Source organism: Streptomyces sp. NPDC004667 (assembly GCF_040609475.1).
In the GTDB taxonomy this organism is placed as follows: domain Bacteria; phylum Actinomycetota; class Actinomycetes; order Streptomycetales; family Streptomycetaceae; genus Streptomyces.
In genome coordinates this window covers 60,912-81,825 of record NZ_JBEXKC010000032.1, presented here as the reverse complement: position 1 = coordinate 81,825, position 20,914 = coordinate 60,912, and the positions used below count along the sequence as shown (strand labels likewise).

Annotated in this window: 16 protein-coding genes and 1 pseudogene; 5 read left to right on the top strand and 12 right to left on the bottom strand. The window is 75.1% G+C overall.

Going from position 1 to position 20,914, the window contains the following annotated elements; translation table 11 throughout:
* Window positions 1-41: 41 nt before the first annotated feature.
* On the bottom strand, window positions 42-1,262 hold the full coding sequence (locus ABZW32_RS19875; protein ID WP_356217593.1) for a cytochrome P450: 1,221 nt from the start codon (window positions 1,260-1,262) through the stop codon (window positions 42-44).
* Between the two features lie 179 nt (window positions 1,263-1,441).
* Entirely contained in the window at window positions 1,442-1,966 is a 525-nt protein-coding gene (locus ABZW32_RS19870; RefSeq protein ID WP_356217591.1) for a DoxX family protein, read from the bottom strand.
* A 371-nt stretch (window positions 1,967-2,337) separates the two neighbouring features.
* Between ABZW32_RS19870 and ABZW32_RS19865 the strand changes: the two genes are divergently transcribed.
* Window positions 2,338-2,766 carry a VOC family protein gene (locus ABZW32_RS19865; protein ID WP_356217589.1) on the top strand — a complete coding sequence of 143 codons (429 nt, stop codon included), beginning with the start codon at window positions 2,338-2,340 and terminating at the stop codon, window positions 2,764-2,766.
* 132 nt (window positions 2,767-2,898) lie between these two features.
* On the opposite strand, the gene ABZW32_RS19860 is transcribed toward ABZW32_RS19865, so the two are convergent.
* From ABZW32_RS19860 to ABZW32_RS19835, 6 genes and pseudogenes are all read right to left on the bottom strand, one after another.
* On the bottom strand, window positions 2,899-4,155 hold the full coding sequence (locus ABZW32_RS19860; protein ID WP_356217587.1) for an SUKH-4 family immunity protein: 1,257 nt from the start codon (window positions 4,153-4,155) through the stop codon (window positions 2,899-2,901).
* A gap of 71 nt (window positions 4,156-4,226) precedes the next feature.
* A complete protein-coding gene (locus tag ABZW32_RS19855; protein ID WP_356217585.1) occupies window positions 4,227-6,881 on the bottom strand; it encodes a DUF6493 family protein in 2,655 nt (884 codons plus the stop codon).
* A 63-nt stretch (window positions 6,882-6,944) separates the two neighbouring features.
* The gene (locus ABZW32_RS19850) at window positions 6,945-8,387 is read right to left on the bottom strand and encodes an SWIM zinc finger family protein (protein ID WP_356217583.1); all 1,443 of its coding nucleotides are present in this window, start codon (window positions 8,385-8,387) and stop codon (window positions 6,945-6,947) included.
* Window positions 8,388-8,742: 355 nt separating this feature from the next.
* Window positions 8,743-9,678, bottom strand: a pseudogene (locus ABZW32_RS19845) (haloalkane dehalogenase); the annotation flags it as partial.
* A gap of 27 nt (window positions 9,679-9,705) precedes the next feature.
* The gene (locus tag ABZW32_RS19840; RefSeq protein ID WP_356217582.1) at window positions 9,706-10,119 is read right to left on the bottom strand and encodes a TIGR03618 family F420-dependent PPOX class oxidoreductase; all 414 of its coding nucleotides are present in this window, start codon (window positions 10,117-10,119) and stop codon (window positions 9,706-9,708) included.
* Window positions 10,116-10,808, bottom strand: coding sequence for an NAD(P)H-binding protein (locus tag ABZW32_RS19835; protein WP_356217600.1), 693 nt, complete (start codon window positions 10,806-10,808; stop codon window positions 10,116-10,118). Before ABZW32_RS19835 ends, ABZW32_RS19840 begins: the two co-directional genes overlap by 4 nt.
* A 76-nt stretch (window positions 10,809-10,884) precedes the next feature.
* On the opposite strand from ABZW32_RS19835, the gene ABZW32_RS19830 reads away from it, so the two are divergent.
* Complete coding sequence (locus tag ABZW32_RS19830; protein ID WP_356217581.1) at window positions 10,885-11,520, top strand: TetR family transcriptional regulator; 636 nt, start codon at window positions 10,885-10,887, stop codon at window positions 11,518-11,520.
* Between the two features lie 46 nt (window positions 11,521-11,566).
* Here ABZW32_RS19830 and ABZW32_RS19825 read toward each other — a convergent pair whose 3' ends face one another.
* Entirely contained in the window at window positions 11,567-12,010 is a 444-nt protein-coding gene (locus ABZW32_RS19825; protein ID WP_356217579.1) for an ATP-binding protein, read from the bottom strand.
* Between the two features lie 218 nt (window positions 12,011-12,228).
* Here ABZW32_RS19825 and ABZW32_RS19820 point away from each other — a divergent pair, with 218 nt between their 5' ends.
* Complete coding sequence (locus ABZW32_RS19820; protein ID WP_356217577.1) at window positions 12,229-13,203, top strand: alpha/beta hydrolase; 975 nt, start codon at window positions 12,229-12,231, stop codon at window positions 13,201-13,203.
* A gap of 129 nt (window positions 13,204-13,332) precedes the next feature.
* On the opposite strand, the gene ABZW32_RS19815 is transcribed toward ABZW32_RS19820, so the two are convergent.
* Both ABZW32_RS19815 and ABZW32_RS19810 read right to left on the bottom strand, forming a co-directional pair.
* Window positions 13,333-13,860, bottom strand: coding sequence for a CAP domain-containing protein (locus ABZW32_RS19815; RefSeq protein ID WP_356217575.1), 528 nt, complete (start codon window positions 13,858-13,860; stop codon window positions 13,333-13,335).
* Window positions 13,861-14,125: 265 nt separating this feature from the next.
* A complete protein-coding gene (locus ABZW32_RS19810) occupies window positions 14,126-15,157 on the bottom strand; it encodes a LacI family DNA-binding transcriptional regulator (protein ID WP_356217573.1) in 1,032 nt (343 codons plus the stop codon).
* Between the two features lie 456 nt (window positions 15,158-15,613).
* Here ABZW32_RS19810 and surE point away from each other — a divergent pair, with 456 nt between their 5' ends.
* Window positions 15,614-16,525 (top strand): 5'/3'-nucleotidase SurE, encoded by a 912-nt coding sequence (gene surE / locus ABZW32_RS19805; protein ID WP_356217571.1) that lies wholly within the window; start codon window positions 15,614-15,616, stop codon window positions 16,523-16,525.
* 156 nt (window positions 16,526-16,681) lie between these two features.
* On the opposite strand, the gene ABZW32_RS19800 is transcribed toward surE, so the two are convergent.
* The gene (locus tag ABZW32_RS19800; protein ID WP_356217598.1) at window positions 16,682-17,944 is read right to left on the bottom strand and encodes an SLC13 family permease; all 1,263 of its coding nucleotides are present in this window, start codon (window positions 17,942-17,944) and stop codon (window positions 16,682-16,684) included.
* Between the two features lie 306 nt (window positions 17,945-18,250).
* Between ABZW32_RS19800 and ABZW32_RS19795 the strand changes: the two genes are divergently transcribed.
* Complete coding sequence (locus ABZW32_RS19795; RefSeq protein WP_356217596.1) at window positions 18,251-20,884, top strand: exo-beta-D-glucosaminidase; 2,634 nt, start codon at window positions 18,251-18,253, stop codon at window positions 20,882-20,884.
* The last annotated feature ends 30 nt before the right edge of the window (window positions 20,885-20,914 follow it).

The window sequence follows — 20,914 nt, the reverse complement described above, 5'->3', positions numbered from 1 at the left end:
CGTCGGCCGGGCCGATCCGGCCGGCGCCGGGCGCACCCCGCTCAGCCGCCGGGGGTGAAGGTCACCGGCAGTGCCTCGGGCCCGCGCAGTCCGCCCGGTCGCCAGGGGAGTTCGTCCGGCGCCACGGCGAGGGCGAGTCCGGGAAGCCGCCGCAGGGCGGTCCCGATGGCGATCTGGCCCTCCAGGCGGGCCAGGGGCGCGCCCAGGCAGTAGTGGATGCCGTGTCCGAAGGCGAGGTGGGCGTTGTCCTGCCGGGTGATGTCCAGTCGTTCGGGGGCGGGGAAACGTGCCGGGTCGCGGTCGGCGACGGCCGCGCCGATCAGCACGGTCGCGCCGCGGGGTACGGTCACGCCCGCGATCTCCGTGTCCTCGCGCGCGAAACGGGCGATGCCGGGGTTGACGGGGCCGTCGTAGCGGAGGAACTCCTCGATCGCGCCGGGCAGCAGTCCCGGGTCGGAGCGCAGCAGGTCGAGTTGGTCGGGGTGGGCGAGGAGCATGGCGATCCCGCCGCCGATCAGGTTGACGGTGGTGATGTACCCGGCGACCAGGAGCAGGAAGACCATGGCGATCAGCTCGTCCTCGGACAGCCGCTGTTCCTCGTCGCGGGCGGTGACGAGGGCGCCGAGCAGGTCGTCTCCGGGGGCCTGCCGTTCGGCGCGGATGAGCTCGGTGACGTAGGCGCGCATGTGCTGCCAGGCCTCGTTCACGACGGCCGGATCCGGCAACTCCGGGCCCCGCATGATCATGCGGTCGGTCCATCGCTGGAAGTCGCGGCGGTCGTCGACCGGCACGCCGAGCAGTTCGCTGATGACCGTGACGGGCAGCGGGAGCGCGAAGTCCGCGATGAGGTCGGCCCGGCCGGTACCGGCGACCGCGTCGAGCAGGCGGTCGGTGACGGCCTGGATCCGGGGCCGCATCGCGGCGACGCGGCGGGCGGTGAACGCCTTGGAGACCAGCCGGCGCAGCCGGGTGTGGTCGGGCGGGTCGCTGCGGAGCATGTTGCTCAGCATCGAATCGCGTTCCGTTTCGGGGAGCTGCTGCAGGAGGCGGGGGTCGGCGGCGTCGCGCACGTCGCTGCTGAGGCGGTGGTCGGACAGTGCGGCGAGCGCGTCCTCGTAGCGGGTGACGAGCCAGGCCTCCAGGCCACCCCCGACGAGGACGTGACGTACGGGGCCGTCCTCGCGGAGTTTCGCGTACAGGGGGAAGGGGTCCGCGACGAAGGCCGGGTCGGTGTAGGGCAGAAGGACCGGCCGCTCACTCATGTTGCCTCCAGGAGTACGTCGCCCGCATGGTGGAGAGCGAGGATATACATCCAGGATTCCCCGAATGCCGGATTTCGGTCACTTCCGCGCCGGTCTTGCCGACCGGAGGCGTCAGGGGTCCGAGGTCGGCATCCGAGGTCCGGCGTCCGGAGTTCGAGGTCCGGAGTTCGAGGTCCGGGTCAGTCCCGGATCAGCAGCACGGCGGCCGCCAGCACCACCGCCAGGGCGAGGGCCAGGACCCCGTAGACCGTCCGGTGGTCGCGGAGCACGGGCAGGAAGCGGTCGAGGGCGAAGCGGCCCGGGCCCGTGAGGGCGAGGGTGACGGCAGCAGCGATGATCAGGGCCTCGAACTCCACACCCTCCAGGCCGATCACGGCCCCGGTCCATTTGACGGTGACGGCATTGATCATCACGCCGACGATCGCCGCGGCGGACAAGGGGGTGAGGAGGCCGAGGATCAGCCCCAGCCCGCCCAGCGTCTCGGTCAGACCGGCGATCGCCGCCATGGTCTCGCCCGCCGGGTAGCCGGCCTTCTCGAAGAAGCGGCCGGTGGGTCCCAGGCCCGGGCCGTCGAACCAGCCGAACAGTTTCTGGGTCCCGTGGACGGCCATGATCGCGCCGAGCACGAGGCGCAGTACGGGCAGGCCGACGTCGTAGGGGGTGGTGCTGCCGGTCGTGGTGCGGCGGGCGGAGGGAAATCGCATCGTGGTGACCATCGTGACGCTTTCCGTCGGGGGCGTGCGGAGGGAAAGGGATCCCGGGGGGACGATCCGGGGAGCCGTCGACCGGAAGTGCGGGGCGGGAAGCCCTCCGGTGGCGTCGGCTTTGCCCAGCGTGGCGAAAACCGAGCCGAAATGCCCGGTAGGCGGATGCGCGCGTCGGTAAAAACGCGGTCGCTCGCCGGGGCTGTCGCGCGCGTGCGCACCCGTTGCCGCTCCCCGGCCCGTGGCGCGTCGTTCGCGGGCCGGGCCCACGGGTCGTGCCGCCGGGGGGCCCGGCGGCGCGGCCACCCCCACCAACAGGTTTGTGCCCACCGGGAGATGGGCTGCGCAGCGCCCCCTGTTATGGTGCGCCGATGTCATCGATCAAGCAGTTCCAGGTCACCTTCGACTGCGCGGAACCCGAGCGCGTCGCCCGCTTCTGGTGCGAGGTGCTGGGTTATGTCACTGCTCCCCCGAGCGGGTTCGCCACCTGGGACGAGTACGAAAGCTCCCGGTCCCCTGAGGACCGGGGTTCGTGGTGCGCCTGCGGCGACCCCTCGGGTGTGGGCCCGCGGCTGTTCTTCCAGCGCGTTCCCGAAGGCAAGACCGCCAAGAACCGGGTGCACCTCGATGTGAGGGTGGGCACCGGGCTCGTGGGCGAAGAGCGCCTCGCCACGCTCGAGGCCGAGTGCACGCGCCTGGTCGCGCTCGGCGCGGTGCGCGTGCGGCTGTTGTACGACGGCGGCGACGACTCGTGCATCGTGATGCAGGACGTCGAGGGCAACGAGTTCTGCGTCGACTGAGCGTCCCGCGAGCCGGGGGGCCGGGAGTCGCCTTCCTCCGGGCTCCGTCGAGGAGGCGGCCGGCTCCGAGGCGCGGGGGACGGGGGACGGGGGACGGGGCCAGCGTGCGTGCACCCGGGCCCCCGCCCGGGGTCAGTAGCCCCACACGCTCAGCTCGGTGATGGACGCGAACAGGTGACCCCATACCCATCCGCCGGGCGTGTCGGAGTCCGCGGTGACGGGATCCAGGGCGGACGCCTCGCGCAGGAAGTCCCCGGTGCCGTCCTCCCCCGGGTACGGGTTCCAGCACGCTCCCATGAAGCGGTACACGGCTTCCAGCAGCCGTACGAAGGTCTCGGTGTCCCGGGCGAAGGGGAAGGGCCCCTCGGCGTTCCGGACCATCCACACCGCGCCCGTGTCCGGGTGTACGAACACCCGGCCGCGGTCCGCGTGCCCGAGGTCGAAGGTTCCCAGCCACAGCAGGCCGTTCTCCTCGGGCTCCTGCCGCCGGGCCCCTTCCGCGGTCCACCCCAGGGCGAACGAGGTGACCCCCGCCGCCCAGTACACCGGCAGGCCCGCCCCGGCGATCAGCTCCCGCGTGGGGGCGTGGGTCAGCGTCGGCGGCTGGTGCGCCCCGGGCAGGCGCAGCACCCCGTCCGGGCCGAACGCCGCCTCCAGGCGGGCCGTGTCCAGCGGCGCCCGCGCGGGCGTCGGGCCCTCGAACCACGGCCCGCCCGTACCCCAGGACATGGCGTCGGAGTCGGAGGCCGGCGAGCCGGCCTCGATGGCGGCGTTCCGTTCGAGGACGACGAGGCCGCGCGATTCGACCAGCACGATCCGGCCCCCGCCCAACGGGACGGGTTCCTCCCAGGCGTCGAGGCAGTGGAGGCCCTGGTCGTCCCCGTCCGGGTCGAAGAGGACCGGACCGTCCTCCACCGGAGCCTCGAACGGCCGCTCGGTGAACTCCCCTTCGGCCGGTGCCGGGAGCTCCTCGCCGGTGGCCGGATCCAGCCAGCGCTCGCCGGCCAGCGCGGCCCAGAGCTTGAGCAGGACCCGGCCGTCCGGCCCCTCGTGGACCTCTACGTTGGCGTCCCCGCTCAGGTTGGGCCGGGCCCGGTAGGCGCCCACCGGCCGCCACCAGGCCCAGACGGTGCGCCACGGCATGTCCGGCTCGGCGCCGGCGACGAGCGCGGCGTAGGCGTCGTGGCCCAGTACCTTCGCGGCGAAGTGCAGCCACGAGGCGAACTCCGCCCGTGGTACCTCGGCGTCGCCGAGCACCGCGATGGCCTGGGAGTACACCTCACGGCCCGCTCCCCCGCCCGTGTCGGGCAGGTCGCGGAGGGCTTCGGGCCCGGCCGTCAGCAGGGCCGACGGCGAGGCGAACAGCGTATCGAGATCATCATGAGCCATCCGGACATGGTGCCAACCCGCACGGACGGCACCGCCCGCGGGAGCGGCCGGTGCCGTGCACGGGGGCAGGGCTACGCCACCACCCGGGCTTCGGCCGCGCGCCGGTTGCGGCGCAGGGCGTCGTGCAGGCGGGCGGACTGGGTGACCAGCCGGGAGCGGCCGGTGCCGGCCGCCGCGGCGGCCAGGCCGGCCGGTTCGGGTGAGGCGGCTCGGGACTGCTCCACGCAGTCGGCGGCCAACGCGAGCAGCTCGCCCGTACCGACGCCCGTGCCGCTGCCGCTGCCGCCACCGGTCAGCAACGCGGGCAGTGCGGCGGCCAGTACGGCCCACGTGGTCGCGTGGGCGCCCGTCGCGGCGGCCGTGCGCAGCGAGTCGGCGAGCCGGTTGGGCTTGACCGTGCCCAGGCCGAGTAGCTCGGCCAGATCGGTACCCAGGCGTACGGTGTCGAGTTCGCCGCGGGCGGCGAGGGTGAGCAGCGCGTCCACGGCGGTCAGCCGGTCCTCGGGGTGCCGGGCTCCGAGCCCGACGGCGGTCACGAGGTGCAGGGCCGGGCCGGCGGGCCCGCCGGCGGCGGCGAGCCGGGGCAGGACCGCCACCCCGCCACGTCCCGCGTGGACCGCGCAGGCCGTGACGGCCGGGAGCCACCACGCCGCCAGGGTCTCCCGGTCCTCGGGCAGGACGGCGATCAGCGCGAGGTCGTCCCAGGAGTCCCAGCAGCGCTCGGAGGCGTCGCGCGGCCGGGCCAATGCGCGGAACGGGTTCGGGAAGTCCCGCAGTACCGCCGGACGCGCCCCGGTGTCCAGGACGATCCGCTCGGGCTCTTCGGTGTACCTGTACCCCATGGCCGGCGCGACGCGGCGGGTGACGGGTGCGCCCTCGCCGTCCTGGCCCAGCCAGGCGGCCAGCCGGTCCCCCTGCGGCGTGCCGAGGGCGGCCGCGGCGGGGGCGGCGGCCGGGTCGCGGCGGACCCGCAGCAGGGCCTGTGCGAAGTCCGCCGGGGCGGCGTCCGCCCCGAGGCGGCGGTACTCGGCGAGGCGCGCGACGAGGACCTCGGGGTCCAGCGAGCCGCTCTGCTCGGTGGGCGTGGCGAGGAGGAAGGGCAACGGCCGGTCCGTGATCCGCAGTGCGGCCTCGGTCAGGCGTGCGTGGTGGGCGTGGCGGAGCCCGGTGTGGGGGCAGTCGCCGGGCCGGCTCACGAGTGCCCGATGCCCCTCGCGTACCGGCCGCGCGCCCAGGACGGCGGCGGCTACGTCTTCCAGGCCGGGCAGCTGCACCGAGCTGGTGTGGTACCGGGACTGCTCGGGATCGAACCACCAGCGACCGGCCATGGCGGGCCCCAGCGCCTCGGCGAGGGCGGTCCGGTCCCTGTGGGAGTGGCGGACCAGGCCGTCCAGGGCGCGTTCGAACTCGTCGGTTTCGACGGTACGGGAGTTGACCAGCGCGGCGACGAGCTCCACGGTCTCCGCGACCGTTTCCGGTGCGGGGGCGATCGGGACCGGTGCCGGGGGCGGCGGCAGGATCTCCCGGTAGGGCTCGGTGTCCCCGTCCGCGGTGGCGGGCGCTCCGAAGAGGCCGGCCGCCCGGCCCCGGTGGGCCGGGCTCAGCAGCGCGGCCCGGTCGGCGAGTTCGGCCCGCAGCGCGGGGTCGTCGGTGAGGTGGGCGGCGGCGAGGTTCAGGGCCCGTTCCTGGATGTCGGTGTCCGGGTGCCCGAAGGCGTCGCCGAGCACCGGGAGCAGTTCGGGGGCGGCGGACGGGTCCCGGCGCAGTTCCTTGCCGAGGAGGACCAGTTGGGCGCGGACGAGCTTCTTCTCGGGGCGGAAGAGGGCGGCGGCCGACATCTCGGCGAGCAGACGGGGGGTGAGGCGGCCCGCCGCCGCGAGCCGGGCCAGTGTCTGCTGGGCCTGCCCGGCCACGGGCGACGGGGCGTCCGCGGTGAGGGCGATCCAGTCGGCGGCGCGCTCTCCTTCCTCGGCTCCGGTCGGGCGCAGGCCCAGCAGGATGGCCTGGTAGGGCTTCAGCTGGGCGGGTCTGCCGCCGCGCAGCAGGCGGGCGGTGCAGCCGTCCAGGAGGGCGGCCCGGTCCACGTGCCCGTCGGCGGCGAGGCCGGCCAGCGCGGCGGGCCAGTGGTGGGGGTCGTGCGGGTCGCAGCGCCCGACGAGGGCGCGGACCGGTTCGGCGGTCTCGAAGAGGCGCGGGACGAGCGAGGTCAGGTGCGGGTCGCCGCGCAGGGCGGCCGGGAGCGGGGTGCGGGACGCGCCCACGGCGGCCGCCCAGCCCTCCACGCAGCCGTCGGTCGTGGGCATCGGGCACCCGGCGAGCCGGACCAGTTCGCTGATCAGCGGGTAGTCCTGTTGGGCGGTGGCGGACCGGGCGGCCAGCCGGTGGGCGAGGTCGCCGAGCCACCCCGGGTCCCGGCCGGCCAGTACGTCGAGGAGGAGGTCGGTGGGGAGCTGCCGCCAGCGCCGCAGGTCGCGCGCGCCGAGCCAGGCGGCGGTGGCCGCCGCGCCGGTGGTGCAGCCGGCTCCGGCCACGAGCAGGGCGGGGCTCATCAGGTCCCGTTCCTGCCAGCGGTCCCAGCCCGAGGCGCGCAGTTCGCCGCGCAGTTCCTTCAGCCCGGCGAGCAGGGCCTTGCGCCGGTCGCGGTCCAGTGGCCCGAGGAGTCCGGGGAGTTCGGCGGTGCGGCCCTCGCGGACGGTCGCGAGGAGTTCTTCGTGGGTGGTGTTCATCGTGCGGCTCCGGTCGGGGCGGTGGAGGCGGTGCGAGGGAGGGGTGGAGGAGGTGGTGGCCGCTCAGGCGGAGGCGGCCGACGCGGCGGAGGCGCCGGGCCCGGAGGGCGCTCCGGACGCGGAGGGCGCGCCGGGTGCGGCCGTGGCGGCGCGCAGGGCCATCCGGGTGGCGAGGGCGTGCTTGCAGGGGCCGCGGCGACCCCGGTAGTCGGCCCACCACTGGCAGGTGCAGCTGAGCGCTCCACTGGACTCGCGTACCCGGTAGCGGCGCTCACCGGAGGCCACGACGGCGCCGTGGGGAGGGTCCAGGGTGACGGCGCCCGTCTCCAGGAGTGCGCGGGCGGCGACCAGCCGGGGGTTGTGGCGCTCGGCGCGGCGGGCGTCGTAGGGCAGTTCGCGGTGGAAGTAGGCGGCTTCGGCGATGTCGTAGCCGACCCGGCCCGCCGTACCGAGGCGGGTGAGGGCGGCCCGTACCCGTTCCACGGGAAGCCCCGACTGGTCGGCCAGGTCGGCCGGATCGATACGGGGTTCCCAGGCCAGCAGCACGGAGACCAGTTCGGCGTCCTCGGCCGCCGTGTCGGTGGCGAGGGCCTCCAGGACTCCGCCTTCCCCGGAGAATCCGCGGTCGGGCTCCGGGGAGAGGGTCAGGGTGAGCCGCATGCCCGGCAGGCCCAGCTCCCAGGCGGAGGCGGTGGGTTCGGCGCCGTGCGCCGCGGGTCCGTACACGCGCAGGCCGGTGGCGTGCCGCAGCACCCGCTGGAGCGCGGCGAGCCGTTCGGGCCCGGGCAGGCAGACCGCGCCGGGCACCGGCCGGGTGGTGGGGCGCAGTGTCCGGCCCGCGGGCACCACCCACAGCGCGGCACCGGAGGCGGTGCCGCCCCCGGGGGTGCGCGGGAGGGAACGCAGGAAGCGGGCCGTCTCGGTGGCGGTCAGTTCGGCGCGCAGGTCGAAGCCGGTGGTGATGGCCTGGGACTCGGCGAATCCGCGCAGCCAGCGGTCGGGCAGCGGCACCTTCTTCTCCACGACCGGACCGTCGAGGGTGGTCACCGCCATCTCGTCGGGCCCGACGCGCAGGTGCAGCGGGTCGTCTCCGGTGAGCCGGGACAGCGCTTCGCGCAGCGGGTTGTTCACGTCGACGTTGGTGGTGCCGTGGCCGGTCTCGGCGCCGCGCAGGCCTTCGGGCAGTACGTCGAGGCGGGCGTAGACCCCGCAGCATCCGGAGAAGGACTCGAAGCGCAGCCGGTCGCCGTTCCCCGTGACCACCGGGTCCAGGGAAGCGCGCAGGGTGCGCCGGTGGTAGCGGGCGGCGGCCACGTCCGCGACCGCGAGCAGGGCCCGCGCGGCCGCCTGGGGCGCGCTCAGGAACCCGGCGAAGAAGCGGGGGTGCGCCTCGGCGCCGGCCGGGGTCAGGCCCCCCGCCGTCTCCAGCCCGAGGGCCTGGCCCGTCCCGGCGGAAGTCAGCGCGGAGGGGCGGGCGTAGGCGAAGGTGTGTGCGGTTCGCGTCATGTCCGGAACGCTAGGCGGAGCCACTGACAACGCCCCCGGGCACGGGGGCGGACGGCGTCCGCGCACTACCGGTCGGGGCCGTCTCCAGCCACCAACAGCCTTTGGGCGTCGTCGGCTTCGTGTTCGGCGAGCGGTCCGCGCGGCGGCCCTGGCGGGCGCCGGGGCCGGGTCCGCGCGGAGCGGGGCGACGGCCGGATCCGCCCCGGCCGGGGGCAGTTGGGCGAGCCCTTCGGGCTCCCTCGGGGGCCCGCTGGTTACCCGCGCGGCCGGGTGGGGTGGTCGGGGGCGGGCGTGCCGTCGGCCGCACGTGGTTCACGGCGTCCCGGCAGGCCCGCCGCGCCGGCGGAAGGGGGTGTCACGCGGCCGGGGCGCCATGACCGCGGTCGTGGCCGAGCGGTTCCACGGACGCGGGCCGGGGTCGTGCCAGCCCGTGACGGCCGGCCCATGCGCTGATGGCCGCGGCCAGTTCCCCGGGCCGGTCCTCGGGGGAATGGTGGCCGGCGGGCCCGTGGTGGGACGTCTCCAGACCCGCGATGTTCTCCTCGCACCAGGCCACCGCCGCCCGGTCGGTCATCGCGCCCGGTCCCGGCTCGAACGCCGCGAGCAGCTTCGGGACGTGGGGGCTGGAGGCCAGCCAGGACCCGTAGCGCTCGACGCGGGCCACGACGTCGGCGGGCTCGCCGTCCAACGGCATCATCCGCGTCCATGCCAGGACCGGTCGGCGGCTGCGCGGTGTGGGGAAGGGCCGGCGGTAGGCATCGAGGTCGGCGGGGTCGAGCGGGGTGGCCAGGGTGTCCGGGAGCCCCTCGATGAACAGCGACTCCTCCAGGATCATCCGCTCGCCCACCCCGGGGGTGCGCAGGAGGGCGAACAGCTGCCGTCCGGCGGCCGGGAACTCGTCACCGACCAGCGGCTTGACGATCGTCTCGGTGAAGGCGAGGCCGCGGACGGTACCGGGAAGGCGGGCGGCGCGGTCGAAGGCGAGGGCGCCACCCCAGTCGTGGCCGATGAGCACCGCCTCGTCGATGCCGAGGGCGTCGAACCAGGCGTCGAGGTGACGGGCGTGGTCGTCGAAGGAGTAGGCGAGGTCGGGCTTGCCCGATGCGCCCATGCCGATGAGGTCGGGGGCCAGCAGGCGGCGGCCGGGCGCGGCGACCCCGGGCAGGACCTTGCGCCACAGGTGGGAGGAGGTGGGGTTGCCGTGGAGGAAGACGAACGGCAGCCCGTCGGGGTCGCCGGACTCGCGGTGGTGGAGGGTGGATCCGAGGACGGGGACGGTGGGCATCGTGGTGTGGGTCCGCTTTCCGTTCGGGGGACGTCAGAGGTTGAGGCTCAGGACGCGGTCGACGGCGATCTCCACGACGACCAGGTCCGGTGGGGAGGGCGGCTGTGCGCGGTAGCGGTCGGTGTAGCGCCGCACCGCTTCGGCCAGCCGTCCGGGATCGTCCGTGACGCGGGCCCGGCCCTCCAGCGTGATCCAGCGGAAGCCGTCGGCCTGGCAGAGCGCCGCCCGGGCCGCCGGGCCGCCCGCCAGCACGTTCCGGGCCTTGCGCGCCCCCGCCCGGGTGGTCACCCGCACGAGGCCGTCGGCGGCGTCGAAGGTGAAGCGGACGGGGGCGGCGTGGGGGGTGCCGTCGGCGCGCAGGGTGGTGAGGACGCCCGGATCGGGACGGTCGAGGAACTCGGCCGCCGTGGAAGGGAGTCGGACGGACGGGCTCGCCGGGCGGCTCACTTCTTCTTCACGCCCTCGTTCCAGACCAGCTTGGCGATGTTCGGCTTCACGGCCGTGGTGATGACGCCCATGGCCGTACGGAGGTAGCGCCGCTCCCCCAGTTCGCGCAGCATGCTCGCGGCGAGGTCGGTACGGGCGGTGAACACGCCGTCCGCGCTGTTCTCGGCCGTGCGGTAGTCGGTGACGACGGGGTGCTCGAACAGGCCCGAGGGGCGGACGAGGGTCCAGTCGAGGTCGGTCTCCCGGACGGCTGCCTCCATGCGGCGCATGTCCTCGTGCACCGGGCGGGCGAGCCGTCGGTTCACCAGGGGGTCGAAGACGTGGTTGAAGAAGTGGGCGCCGGTGGGGCGCCAGTTCGGGTCGGCGACGCTGGAGGTGACGGCCAGCAGGCGCCGGACACCGTGGCGGGCCATGGCCGAGGTGATCGCGGTGGCGCTCGCCGAGTACGTGGTGACGGTCCCGCCGGCGGGGCGTGTGCCCAGCGCGGAGAGCACGGCGTCCGTTCCGTCGATCGCGGCGCTCACCGCCACCGGGTCGGTGGCGTCGGCGACGGCGACGGTGAGACCGGGCCGTGCGGGGAGGGAGCCGGGGCGGCGGGTCACGGCGACGACCTCGTGGCCGGCGGCGAGGGCCTGGTCGGTGAGGTGGCGTCCGGTCGGACCGTTCGCGCCGAATACCGCGATGCGCATCATGTCGGGGAGTCCTTTCGTGTGGTCGGTGGAACGCCCTTGACTGTGCCGATCACGAAACGCAGGCTCAACGCTGATGAATAACGACGTCGCCGTCCCCGCCCGCCCCCGGGGCCGCCCCCGGGGCAATCCGCCGACCCGCGAGTCGATCGTCGCGTCGGCCCGTTCGCTGTTCCTGGAGCACGGCTACCGCGGCACCACCCTGCGCGCGGTGGCCGGGGCGGCCGGGGTAGACCCGGCCCTGATCTCGTACCACTTCGGCTCGAAGAAGGGCCTGTTCGCGGACGTGATGCAGTTCCAGTGCGCCACCGCGCTGACGGTGGACGACGTCCTCGGCGGAGATCCGGCCACCCTCCCCGACCGCCTGGTCGACGCGGTGACGGGCCTGTGGGAGGACGCCGGCTTCCGTCGGCTCACCGCCCGGGGCGACGAGGCGGCCGAGGCGATCCGCGAGTACCTGGAACACGAACTGCTGGCCCGGCTCGTTGAATTCCTCGGAGGCCGGGACGCGACGGCGCGGGCGACGGCCGTGGTGACGATCCTCGGCGGTCTCGTCTACACCCGCTACCTCAACCCCCTCCCCACCCCGGCGGCGCTCACCCCGACGGAAGCCCGCCGCGTCCTGGTCCCGGCACTGCGCGCGGCGCTGGCCCCGGCACCCCGGGTCCGCACCCCGCGCCCCGCACCGGGCCGGGCCGTCGCGGCGCGTTGATCGACGGGCGCTGATCGACGGGCCCTGACAGGCGGGGCGCCGCGGTTCAGGCAGCGGGGACGCGCACCCGCACCGATTTGCCGAACTCGTCGGCGGTGACGAGCAGTTCGCCGCCCGCCTCGGCGGCCAGCAGCTGAACGAGCAGCAGTCCGCGCCCGCCCTCGGCGTCCCGGGTGACGGCGTCGGCAGGTCCGGCGGGCAGCCGCGGCAGGGCGGCCGCTCCGTCGGCGACCTCCAGACGCAGCCATCCGCGGTCGCAGGCGAGGCGGACGTCCATCCGTCCGGTCTCTTCGGCGGCGTGCCGGACGACGTTGCCCACGAGCTCGCTGACGGCCAGCAGCAGGGTGTCGGCGAGGTCGGCGGCTATCCGCCAGCCTTCGAGCACGGCGCGGACGCGGCGGCGGACCAGCGGAACGCTCGCGGCGGTGGGCGCGGCGACCGAGTGGACGAAGGTCCCGACGGAGGCCGGGCGGGGGGCTGCGGTGAGCATGGGGTGCTCCCAGAGGAAAGGCGCGACGGAGCCCGTCCCGGAGGGGTGGGCGGCTCGTGTAACCGTTCCGACGGCCGGACGGCCGGAGGGCTTGTCGCCGGGGGAAACGCGTCGCTAGAGTCGTGATTACACGTGTAACACGCTACCTCCCCCCAGGCTCCACGCGCAAGCATTCCGGACAAAGCGCCGCAGCGCCCGGGGCCGACAGAAGGGCCGCGATGACGCGATCGCACCCGGCCGAGCCCGCCCCGGCGGAGCCCGACCCGGCCGACCTGACCTGGCCTCCCCCGCCCTACCGGCCCCCCGTGCCGGCCGTGACGGACGAGCACGGCGTCCGCCGCTTCGACGGGATCACCTACGCCACCACGCCCGGCTACCGCCCCCGCCTCCTGGACGTACGGGTCCCCGCCGGCGCGGGACCGTTCCCGGCGGTCGTCTGGATCCACGGCGGCGGCTGGCTGGACGGCGACCGCCGCTACCCGCCGCCGACCGTGCCCGCCGCCCTGTTGCACGGCTCGGTCCTGGGCGCCGGGCTCGCGCTCGTCTCCATCGACTACCGGCACAGCCTCGAAGCCCCCTTCCCCGCGCAGCTCCACGACGTGAAGGCCGCGATCCGCTACGTCCGCCACTTCGCCGGAGCCCTCGGCGTCGACCCGGACCGGCTGGCCGTGTGGGGCGAGTCCGCGGGGGGCCACCTGGCGGCGCTGGCGGGCCTCGTCGGCCCCGGCAGCACGGACGCCGAGGCCCTGGAGGGCGCGCACGGAGTCGGCACGGGAGACACCGGGGTGCGGGCCGTCGTCGACTGGTACGGGGTCTGCGACCTCGTCGCCCTCGCCGGGCACCCCGTGCCCGCGCAGATGGCCGGCACCGGGTTCCCCGACCCGTACGCCGCCCTCCTGGGCGGCACCGAGGCGGAGCGACCGGCACTGGCGCGGGCCGCGAGCCCGGTGACGTACGCGGCGCAGGGCCCGAAGCCGCCGCCGTTCCTGCTGGTCCACGGGACCCGTGACGGCCTGGTCCCCTTCAGCCAGAGCGAGGCGCTCGCCCGCGCCCTGGCCGAGGCGGGCGGCGAGGTCCTCCTGCACCCCGTCGAGGGCGCCGACCACGTCTTCCTCGGCTCCCCGGACGTCCCGGCGATCGTCGCGCAGAGCGTGGCGTTCCTGGCCCGCCACCTGGAGGCGGCCGGGACCTGAGCCTTCTCGCACCGGGCCGCGCCACCCCCGCGCACCGGCGGGGAGCCGCCCGCGACCGCCGGGGGGCGGCCGCGGGCGCCCCGGCCCGGCGGCCGTCACGGGCGTGGCGCACGGCGCCGCTGTCCGCCGCTACCGCGACTGGACGGCGAACAGCTGGACGGCGTACTCGCCGCTCGTCCCGATCCCGGTCTCCTTGTAGGTGCAGTTCAACATGGCGGCGCGGTGCCCTCGGGTGCTGGCCAACCAGCCGTCGACGTGGGACTTCGACGAGTTGTGGCCCGGCCCGGAGACGTTCTCGGAGGAAGGTCCGGCGGGTGAGTAGCCGGCCCGTTCCATCCGCTGCAGGTCACTGGAACCGTCGGATCCGGTGTGCGCGGTGAGGTGGTTCGCGGCCATGTCATCGGCGTGCGCCTGGGCGGCCTGCATGAGCCGGGAGTCTTCCTTGAGGGGCTCACAACCGGCCTTGGCCCGTTCGGCGTTGACCAGGGAGAGGATCTCGCCCGGGGAGGACTGCTGCACGGCGCGGGTGACGGCGGCCGGAGCCACCGCCGTCGCCGCCGGGGCGGCACTCGCGGTGAGGGCACCGCCGAGCGCCAGCAGCGGGGCCGTACAGGCGACGGCGCACACGCGACGGATCCGGCTGTTCTTGCTGCGCATGGACATTCCCCTTCGTAGGGGGTCGTGGGGAGCCGTCGGCGGGCCCCGGCCTCCGGCGGCGGCCGCTCTCGGGCGGCCGCGGAACGGGGCGGGCACGCGGCCCCGCTGACGGGACGCGCTCTGCCGCGGGGCGATGTCGCTACGGCGCCTCCTCTGGCAGTTCCACCCTACGGCCGGGGGCACGGACCCGCCGTCCGGAGCCCGTGCGGCCGCGAGGCCGCGAGGCCGCGAGGCCGCGAGGCCGCGAGGCCGGGAGGCCGGGAGGTCAGGAGGACCGGCGGTGCACGAGGACGGACTCCGTCGCCGGGAGGGGCCCGGTCGCGCCGGTTTCGATCAGCTCGTGCACGGCGTCCGCGATCCGGGCCGGCGTGGGCAGTTCCAGCCGGATCGTGGTGAGCGCCGGCTCCTGGAGCCCGGAGAGGACCAGATCGTCCGAGCCCACGATCGCGACCTCGTCGGGCACCGTGACGCCCTCGGCCCGGAGCGCGTTCAGGAGGAGCGCGGCGTACTCGTCGTTGTAGGCGAAGACGGAGTCCAAGCCCAGGCTCCTCCAGCGCCGGGCGAGCCCGGTCGCGGACTCCCGGGTGTAGGCCAGTTCTACCGGGGTGACGGTGGCCGGGTGGCGGGCGGCGACCGACTCGACCCCCGCCAGGCGCGGCCGGGCGAAGGCGGCGAGGCCCCGCTCGCGGGGCAGGACGACCCCGATCCGGGTCCGGCCGCGGGCGATGAGGTGCTCGGCGGCGGTCGCGCCGATGCGGGCGTGGTCGAAGGCGACGGTGTGGACGCCGGGCACGGGGCCCGAGGCGAAGGCCAGTACCCCGCGCACCCCGGCGCGGCGCAGCAGGTCGGCCGCCGGGCCGGTGAGCCGGTCGCCGTCGAGGGCGATGACCGCCGCCGGGCGCAGTTCGGCCCAGGCCCGCGCGGCGTCGACGGGGTCGGTGAACCGGCCGGCGTGCAGGACCGCCGTGTAGCCGTGGCGGTCGAGTTCGCCGTACAGGTCGTCGACCCATTCGCTCACGAGGCGGCCGATCGCCGAAACCGATGCCGGAAGGAGGACGAGGTTGCTGCGTCCGGCACGCAGGGACCGGGCGGCGGCGTGCGGGACGTATCCGAGCCGGCGGGCGGCGTCGAGGACGCGGGCGCGCGTGGCTTCGCTGACCCGGTGGCCCCGGGTGCCGTTGAGGACGAAGGAGACGGTGGCGCGCGACACCCCTGCGAGGCGGGCCACGTCGGCGCTGGTGATCGGGGCGTGGACGGGGGTTTCTTCGGGGGCTTCTTCGGCGGTTTCTTCGGCCATGACGTCGCTCGACGTTCCTCGTGCTCGGTTCGTGCCTGCCTACGGCCGAGGTTACACGCGTCAAGAAGGGGCGCGGCGGCCGATTCCGCCACTCCCCGCGCCGCACCCTCACCGAGGCCACGATCCCCACGACGACGGCGTCCAGGCTCTGGCGGGGCCCCGGAATGGGTGCTACACATTTCCCAGCACTCCGGATGACACGTGTAACCACGATGGATCGTCCGCGGCCCGCGGCCTCGGGCACGGCACCCGGTGACCCCGGAGGCCACCCTCGTCGGCGCCACCGCCACCGCACCCCGTCCCACCCCTCGACGGTGCCCCGAACGGCGCGCGACCCGCCCCGTCGCCCCCGCCCCCGGCCGTCGCCGCCGGACCTCCACCCTCCACGGCCGTCGGCCCCGGACCGCGCGTCCGACGGCCTCCCCGCCCCCGTTCCTCCCTCCCAAGGAGCCCCCTGTGAGCCGCAAGCGATTCCTTCCGCCCGCCCTGCTGATCCTGTGCACCACGGCCCTCTCGGGTACCGCTCCCGCGGTCGCCTCACCTCGGCCCGTACCCGTGACCGCGCCCCCGCTGCGGATCCTGCTCACCAATGACGACGGCTACGAGGCGCCCGGCATCCGCAAGGCGTTCGCGCGGCTGACCGCCGCCGGCCACGACGTCACCGTCGTCGCCCCGCTCACCAACCAGAGCGGCACGGGCACGAAGACGACGAGCGCCTCCACGATCCGGGTGGAGCACCCCGAGCCGAAGGTGTGGGCCGTCGACGGCACTCCGGGCGACTCGGTGGCCTTCGGCCTCTCCGAGGTGTTCGGGGGACGCGCCCCCGACCTGGTGGTGTCCGGCACCAACTACGGCCCGAACGTGGCCGGTCTCGCCACCCATTCCGGTACGGTCGGCGGCGCGGTCGCGGCACTGGAGTCCGGTGTGCCCGCGATCGCGTTGAGCACGGGCGGCGTCTCGGTACCCGATCCGGTCACCACCGTCAACGCGATGGACCCGACGGTCGACTTCGCCGTCGGACTGATCGACCGGCTGCGGTCGCGCGCGAGGTCCGGGCCGCTGCTGCCCGAGGGGGTCGGCCTGAACGTGAACCACCCCGTGGTCGGTCCGGACGGCAGGGGCGCGGCCTCCGGTGTGGCCGTCACGTTCCAGGACCCGCAGCCGATCCTCGCGGCGGACTTCACCGACTCGGGCGACGGCACCTGGAAGGTGGACGTGAGACCCCGTCTCCGCCCGGGGGTGAGGGGCTCGGACGTGGAGGCCCTCGGCGCCGGCCGGATCGCGGTCAGCCCGATGCGCGCCACCTGGAACACCGGGCCCCTCGAACACGCCATGACCTCGGCTCTGATCGCCGGCCTCCGGCCGTGACGGCCGCCGTACCGCCGCGCGTGCGCGCACCACGGACGGTGGACCGCCGCACCACCGTCTGACGGACGCGGCCGGCCCGCGCTCCGCCGGACACCCCGAGGTCCGGGGGTCCGGCCGGGCTCAGGGGCCGATTCACGCTCGGGGACCGATTCACGCTCAGGGACCGATCACGCCCAGGGCGGCCCAGAGCGCGGTCACCGCCGCCGCGAGCGCTGCCGGAGTGGTCAGCAGCCCGAGGCGGCTGAACTCGCCGAGGGCCACCCGGTCGTCGTGGTCGTGGAGGATGCGCCGCCACAGCAGGGTGGCGAGCGAGCCGACGTAGGTCAGGTTGGGGCCGATGTTCACGCCGATCAGCACGGCGAGGACGGGGCCTGGGCCGGCCGGGGCGGCCAGCGGGAGCAGGGCCAGGACGGCCGGCAGGTTGTTGATCAGGTTCGCCAGGAGCGCGGCGACCGCGGCCGTGGCCAGCAGGGCGGGCAGGGAGTCGCCCGTGGGAAGGACGGTGGCGAGGGCGTCGCCGAGGCCGTGGTCGACCACGGCCCGTACGACGACGCCCAGGGCCAGGACGAACAGGCAGAACGCGGGTGCGGCGGAGGCGACGAGCCGGCGCGGCGTCGTGCTGCGCCGGGCCAGCGCGCGGCCCGCCAGGACGAGGGTGCCCGCGAGGGCGGCCCAGACCGGACCGGCCCCCGCGAAGGAGGCCAGGGCAAATCCCGCCAGCGTCAGTACGAGGACCACCAGCGTGAACCGGGGCACCGGCGCGGCGTCCTCCCCGGTGCCCGTCCGCCCGGCGGGTACGGCGGCCAGGTCGGCCCGGAAGAAGCGGCGCAGCACCGCGTACTCGACGGCGATCGCGGCCACCCAGGGAAGGGACATCAGGGCGGCGAACCGGGTGAAGGACAGGCCGCTGGCGGTGAAGGCCAGCAGGTTGGTCAGGTTGGAGACGGGCAGGAGCAGGGAGGCGGAGTTCGCCAGGTGGGCGGTCGCGTACACGTGCGGCCGGGGCCGGGCGCCGATGCGGGCGGCCGTGGCGAACACGACCGGGGTCAGCAGCACCACGGTCGCGTCCAGGCTCAGTGCGGCGGTGATCACCGCGGCGACCGCGAACACCCCGCCCAGCAGGGTCTTCGGACTGCTCCCGCACCTGCGGGCCACCGCGTCACCGGCCGCCCGGAACAGTCCCTCGTCGGCGCAGAGCCGGGCGAGCGCGAGGATCACCGCCAGGAAGCCGACCACCGGCAGCAGCTCGCGGGTCTGCTCCCACGCGGCCTGCGGGGAGACCACCCCGAGCCCGATCAGCGCCGCTGCGGCCGGTACGGCGGCGGCGGCCTCGGGCAGCCCGCGCGGCCGTATGACGGCGAAGGCCAGCACGCCCAGCAACAGGGCGAGCGACAGCGACTCGGCTATGACGGTGTTCAGCGCGCACTCCCGGCCGACGAGGACCAACCCGGCCGGACAGCGGCCACGAAACCGCACACCAGGATGCCACCGTCGGCGCGGACCCCGGACCACCCTCGGGGTGCCGCCGTACTCGCGGGCACGCCCCACGGGCTGTCGCCGCCGTCCGCGGGCCCGGCCGTGGCAGACTCGGCACCGCGCGGAATCCCGGCCCCGTCCCCCGCGGGAGGACCCCCCTTGTTCCACCGCCGCACCCTCCTGCGCGGACGGACCGCCACCCTGGCCGTCGTCGCCCTGTTCCTGACCCTCACCGCCGGCACCTCCCGGGTGCCGCCCGCTCCGCGGCCCGCCGCCGGGCCCGCGGTGACCCGGGTCGGGTCGGTACCGGGCAGCCGGACCGTCCTGTCCGGGTACGCGATCCGGTCGACCGCCGAGGTCGTGGACCCGGGGGCAACCGTCTCCAGGCCGGGCTACCGGACGGCCGGCTGGTATCCGGCCGGCTCCCGCTCCACCGTGCTCGCGGCCCTGCTCGCGGCCGGTGTCCACCCCGACCCCTTCTACTCCACCAACCTGAAGCGGGTCCCGGCCGCGGACTTCGCCGTGCCCTGGTGGTACCGGTCCGACTTCGTCGTCACCGACCCGGCCGTCCGTACGTACCTGGACTTCAGCGGGGTGATCTCCGCCGCCGACGTCTTCGTCAACGGCCGCCTCGTCTCCCCGGCGACCGCGGTCGCGGGCGCGTACACCCGGCACGAACTCGACGTCACCGGCCTGATCACGGCGGGCACCAACACGGTCGCCTTCCGGGTCCAGCCCAACGATCCGCGCAAGCGGCTCACGACGGGCTGGCTCGACTGGCTGCAACCTCCGCCCGACGGGAACATGGGCCTGGTCCGGGACGTGACGGTCCGCCGCGGCGGACCGGTCGCCCTGGGCGACGCGCACGTGGTGACCTCCCTGGCCCTGCCGTCGATGTCCTCCGCCGACCTGACCGTCAAGGCGCGGGTGCGCAACGACTCGTCCGCCACCGTCACCACCACGGTGTCCGGTACCGCCGGTCCGGCCGCCGTCAGCCGCAGCGTCACCCTCGGGCCGCACGAGACCAAGGCCGTGGTCTTCTCCCCCGCCGACCACCCCGCGCTCCGGTTGCGCGCGCCCCGCGTGTGGTGGCCCGCGGCGATGGGCGCGCAGCCGATGTACGCGCTCGACCTGACCGCGACCGTGGACGGCACTCCCTCCGACACCGCGCACCAGTCCTTCGGGATCCGTGAGGTGCGGGCCCCGCTGAACGCCGACGGCGCCCGGCAGTACGAGGTCAACGGCCGCCCGCTGTTGATCAAGGGGGGCGGCTGGTCCCCCGACGAGTTCCTGCGCTGGGACCCGGCGTACGTCGAGGACCGGCTGCGGTACGCCCTCGACCTCGGTCTGAACACCCTGCGTCTGGAAGGGCACATCGAACCCGACGAGTTCTTCGACCTCGCCGACCGGTACGGGATCCTGACGCTTCCCGGCTGGGAGTGCTGCGGCAAGTGGGAGGGGGAGGTCAACGGCACCGAGGCCGGCGAGCGGTGGGAGGCCGCCGACTACCCGGTGGCCAAGGCCTCCATGGCCGCCGAAGCGGCCCGGCTCCGCCACCACCCCAGCGTCGCCTCCTTCCTGATCGGCAGCGACTTCGCGCCGAACCGGACCATCGAACAGGGGTACCTCGACGCTCTGAAGGCCGCCGACTGGACGGCCCCGGTGATCCCCGCGGCCTCCAACGCCTCCGCGCCGATCAGCGGGAACTCCGGGATGAAGATGACCGGCCCCTACGACTGGGTCCCGCCCTCGTACTGGTACGACAAGCGGGAGGGCGGGGCCACGGGTTTCAACTCCGAGACCAGCTCCGGCCCGGACGTCCCGACCCTCGACACGCTGCGCCGCATGATGTCGCCGGCCGAGCTGGAGACCCTCTGGAAGGATCCGTCCGCCGCCCAGTACCACCGCTCCCCCTCGGCGACCTTCTCGACGCTTCGGCTGTACGACGAGGCGCTGTCGAACCGCTACGGTCCTGCCACCGGCCTGGAGGACTACGTGCGCAAGGCGCAGCTGGCGCAGTACGAGAGCGTGCGCGCGCAGTTCGAGGCGTACGCCCGCAACGCCAAGGACGCCTCCGAACCGTCCACCGGCGTCATCTACTGGATGTTCAACAGCGGCTGGACCTCGCTGCACTGGCAGTTGGTGGACCGCTACCTCGACCAGGGCGGCGCCTACTTCGGGGCGAAGAAGGCGAACGAGCCCCTGCACGTCCAGTACGGCTACGACGACCGCGCGGTGACGGTCGTCAACAACCGGCCGTCCGGGGCCTTCGGGCTCACGGCGCGGGTCACGCTCTTCGGCACGGACGGCGAGCCGGCGTACGACCGGACGGTGACCGGGCTCGACGTCGCGGGCGACGGCGCGAGCACGACCGCGCTGACCCTCCCCGCCTCGGTCCCGGGCCTGTCCACCACCTACCTGGCGCGGCTGCTGCTCACCGACCGTGCCGGGCGGGAGGTGAGCCGCAACGTCTACTGGCTGTCCACCGAGGCGGACGTGCTCGACTACGCGGAGACCGACTGGTACCACACCCCCACCACGTCCTACGCCGATCTGACGGGGCTGGACACGATGGCGCGGACGGCCGTCTCGGCGACGGCCTCGACGACGCGGGACGACGGTTCCGGGACGTCCACGACGACGGTGACGGTGCGCCACGCGGGCACGGGGAGCACACCGGCCCTGCTCACCGACGTCCATCTGGTGGGCGCCGGGGGCGCGCCGGTCCTGCCCGTGCGGTGGAGCGACAACCAGATCAGCCTGTGGCCGGGCGAGTCGGCGACGCTGACGGCCACCTACCGGACCGGCGACCTGCGCGGGGCCGCGCCGCGGCTGCGTGTTTCCGGGTGGAACACCCCGACGGTGACGGTCCCGGCGGGCTGAGCGGGACGGGGCGGGACGCGCGCGTGCCGT

Excerpts from the sequence above, each read along its gene's own strand:
- ABZW32_RS19875 (WP_356217593.1), bottom strand. The coding sequence starts at position 1,262 with ATGAGTGAGCGGCCGGTCCTTCTGCCCTACACCGACCCGGCCTTCGTC.
- ABZW32_RS19870 (WP_356217591.1), bottom strand. The coding sequence starts at position 1,966 with ATGCGATTTCCCTCCGCCCGCCGCACCACGACCGGCAGCACCACCCCC.
- ABZW32_RS19865 (WP_356217589.1), top strand. The coding sequence starts at position 2,338 with ATGTCATCGATCAAGCAGTTCCAGGTCACCTTCGACTGCGCGGAACCC.
- ABZW32_RS19860 (WP_356217587.1), bottom strand. The coding sequence starts at position 4,155 with ATGGCTCATGATGATCTCGATACGCTGTTCGCCTCGCCGTCGGCCCTG.
- ABZW32_RS19855 (WP_356217585.1), bottom strand. The coding sequence starts at position 6,881 with ATGAACACCACCCACGAAGAACTCCTCGCGACCGTCCGCGAGGGCCGC.
- ABZW32_RS19850 (WP_356217583.1), bottom strand. The coding sequence starts at position 8,387 with ATGACGCGAACCGCACACACCTTCGCCTACGCCCGCCCCTCCGCGCTG.
- ABZW32_RS19835 (WP_356217600.1), bottom strand. The coding sequence starts at position 10,808 with ATGCGCATCGCGGTATTCGGCGCGAACGGTCCGACCGGACGCCACCTC.
- ABZW32_RS19830 (WP_356217581.1), top strand. The coding sequence starts at position 10,885 with ATGAATAACGACGTCGCCGTCCCCGCCCGCCCCCGGGGCCGCCCCCGG.
- ABZW32_RS19825 (WP_356217579.1), bottom strand. The coding sequence starts at position 12,010 with ATGCTCACCGCAGCCCCCCGCCCGGCCTCCGTCGGGACCTTCGTCCAC.
- ABZW32_RS19820 (WP_356217577.1), top strand. The coding sequence starts at position 12,229 with ATGACGCGATCGCACCCGGCCGAGCCCGCCCCGGCGGAGCCCGACCCG.
- ABZW32_RS19815 (WP_356217575.1), bottom strand. The coding sequence starts at position 13,860 with ATGCGCAGCAAGAACAGCCGGATCCGTCGCGTGTGCGCCGTCGCCTGT.
- ABZW32_RS19810 (WP_356217573.1), bottom strand. The coding sequence starts at position 15,157 with ATGGCCGAAGAAACCGCCGAAGAAGCCCCCGAAGAAACCCCCGTCCAC.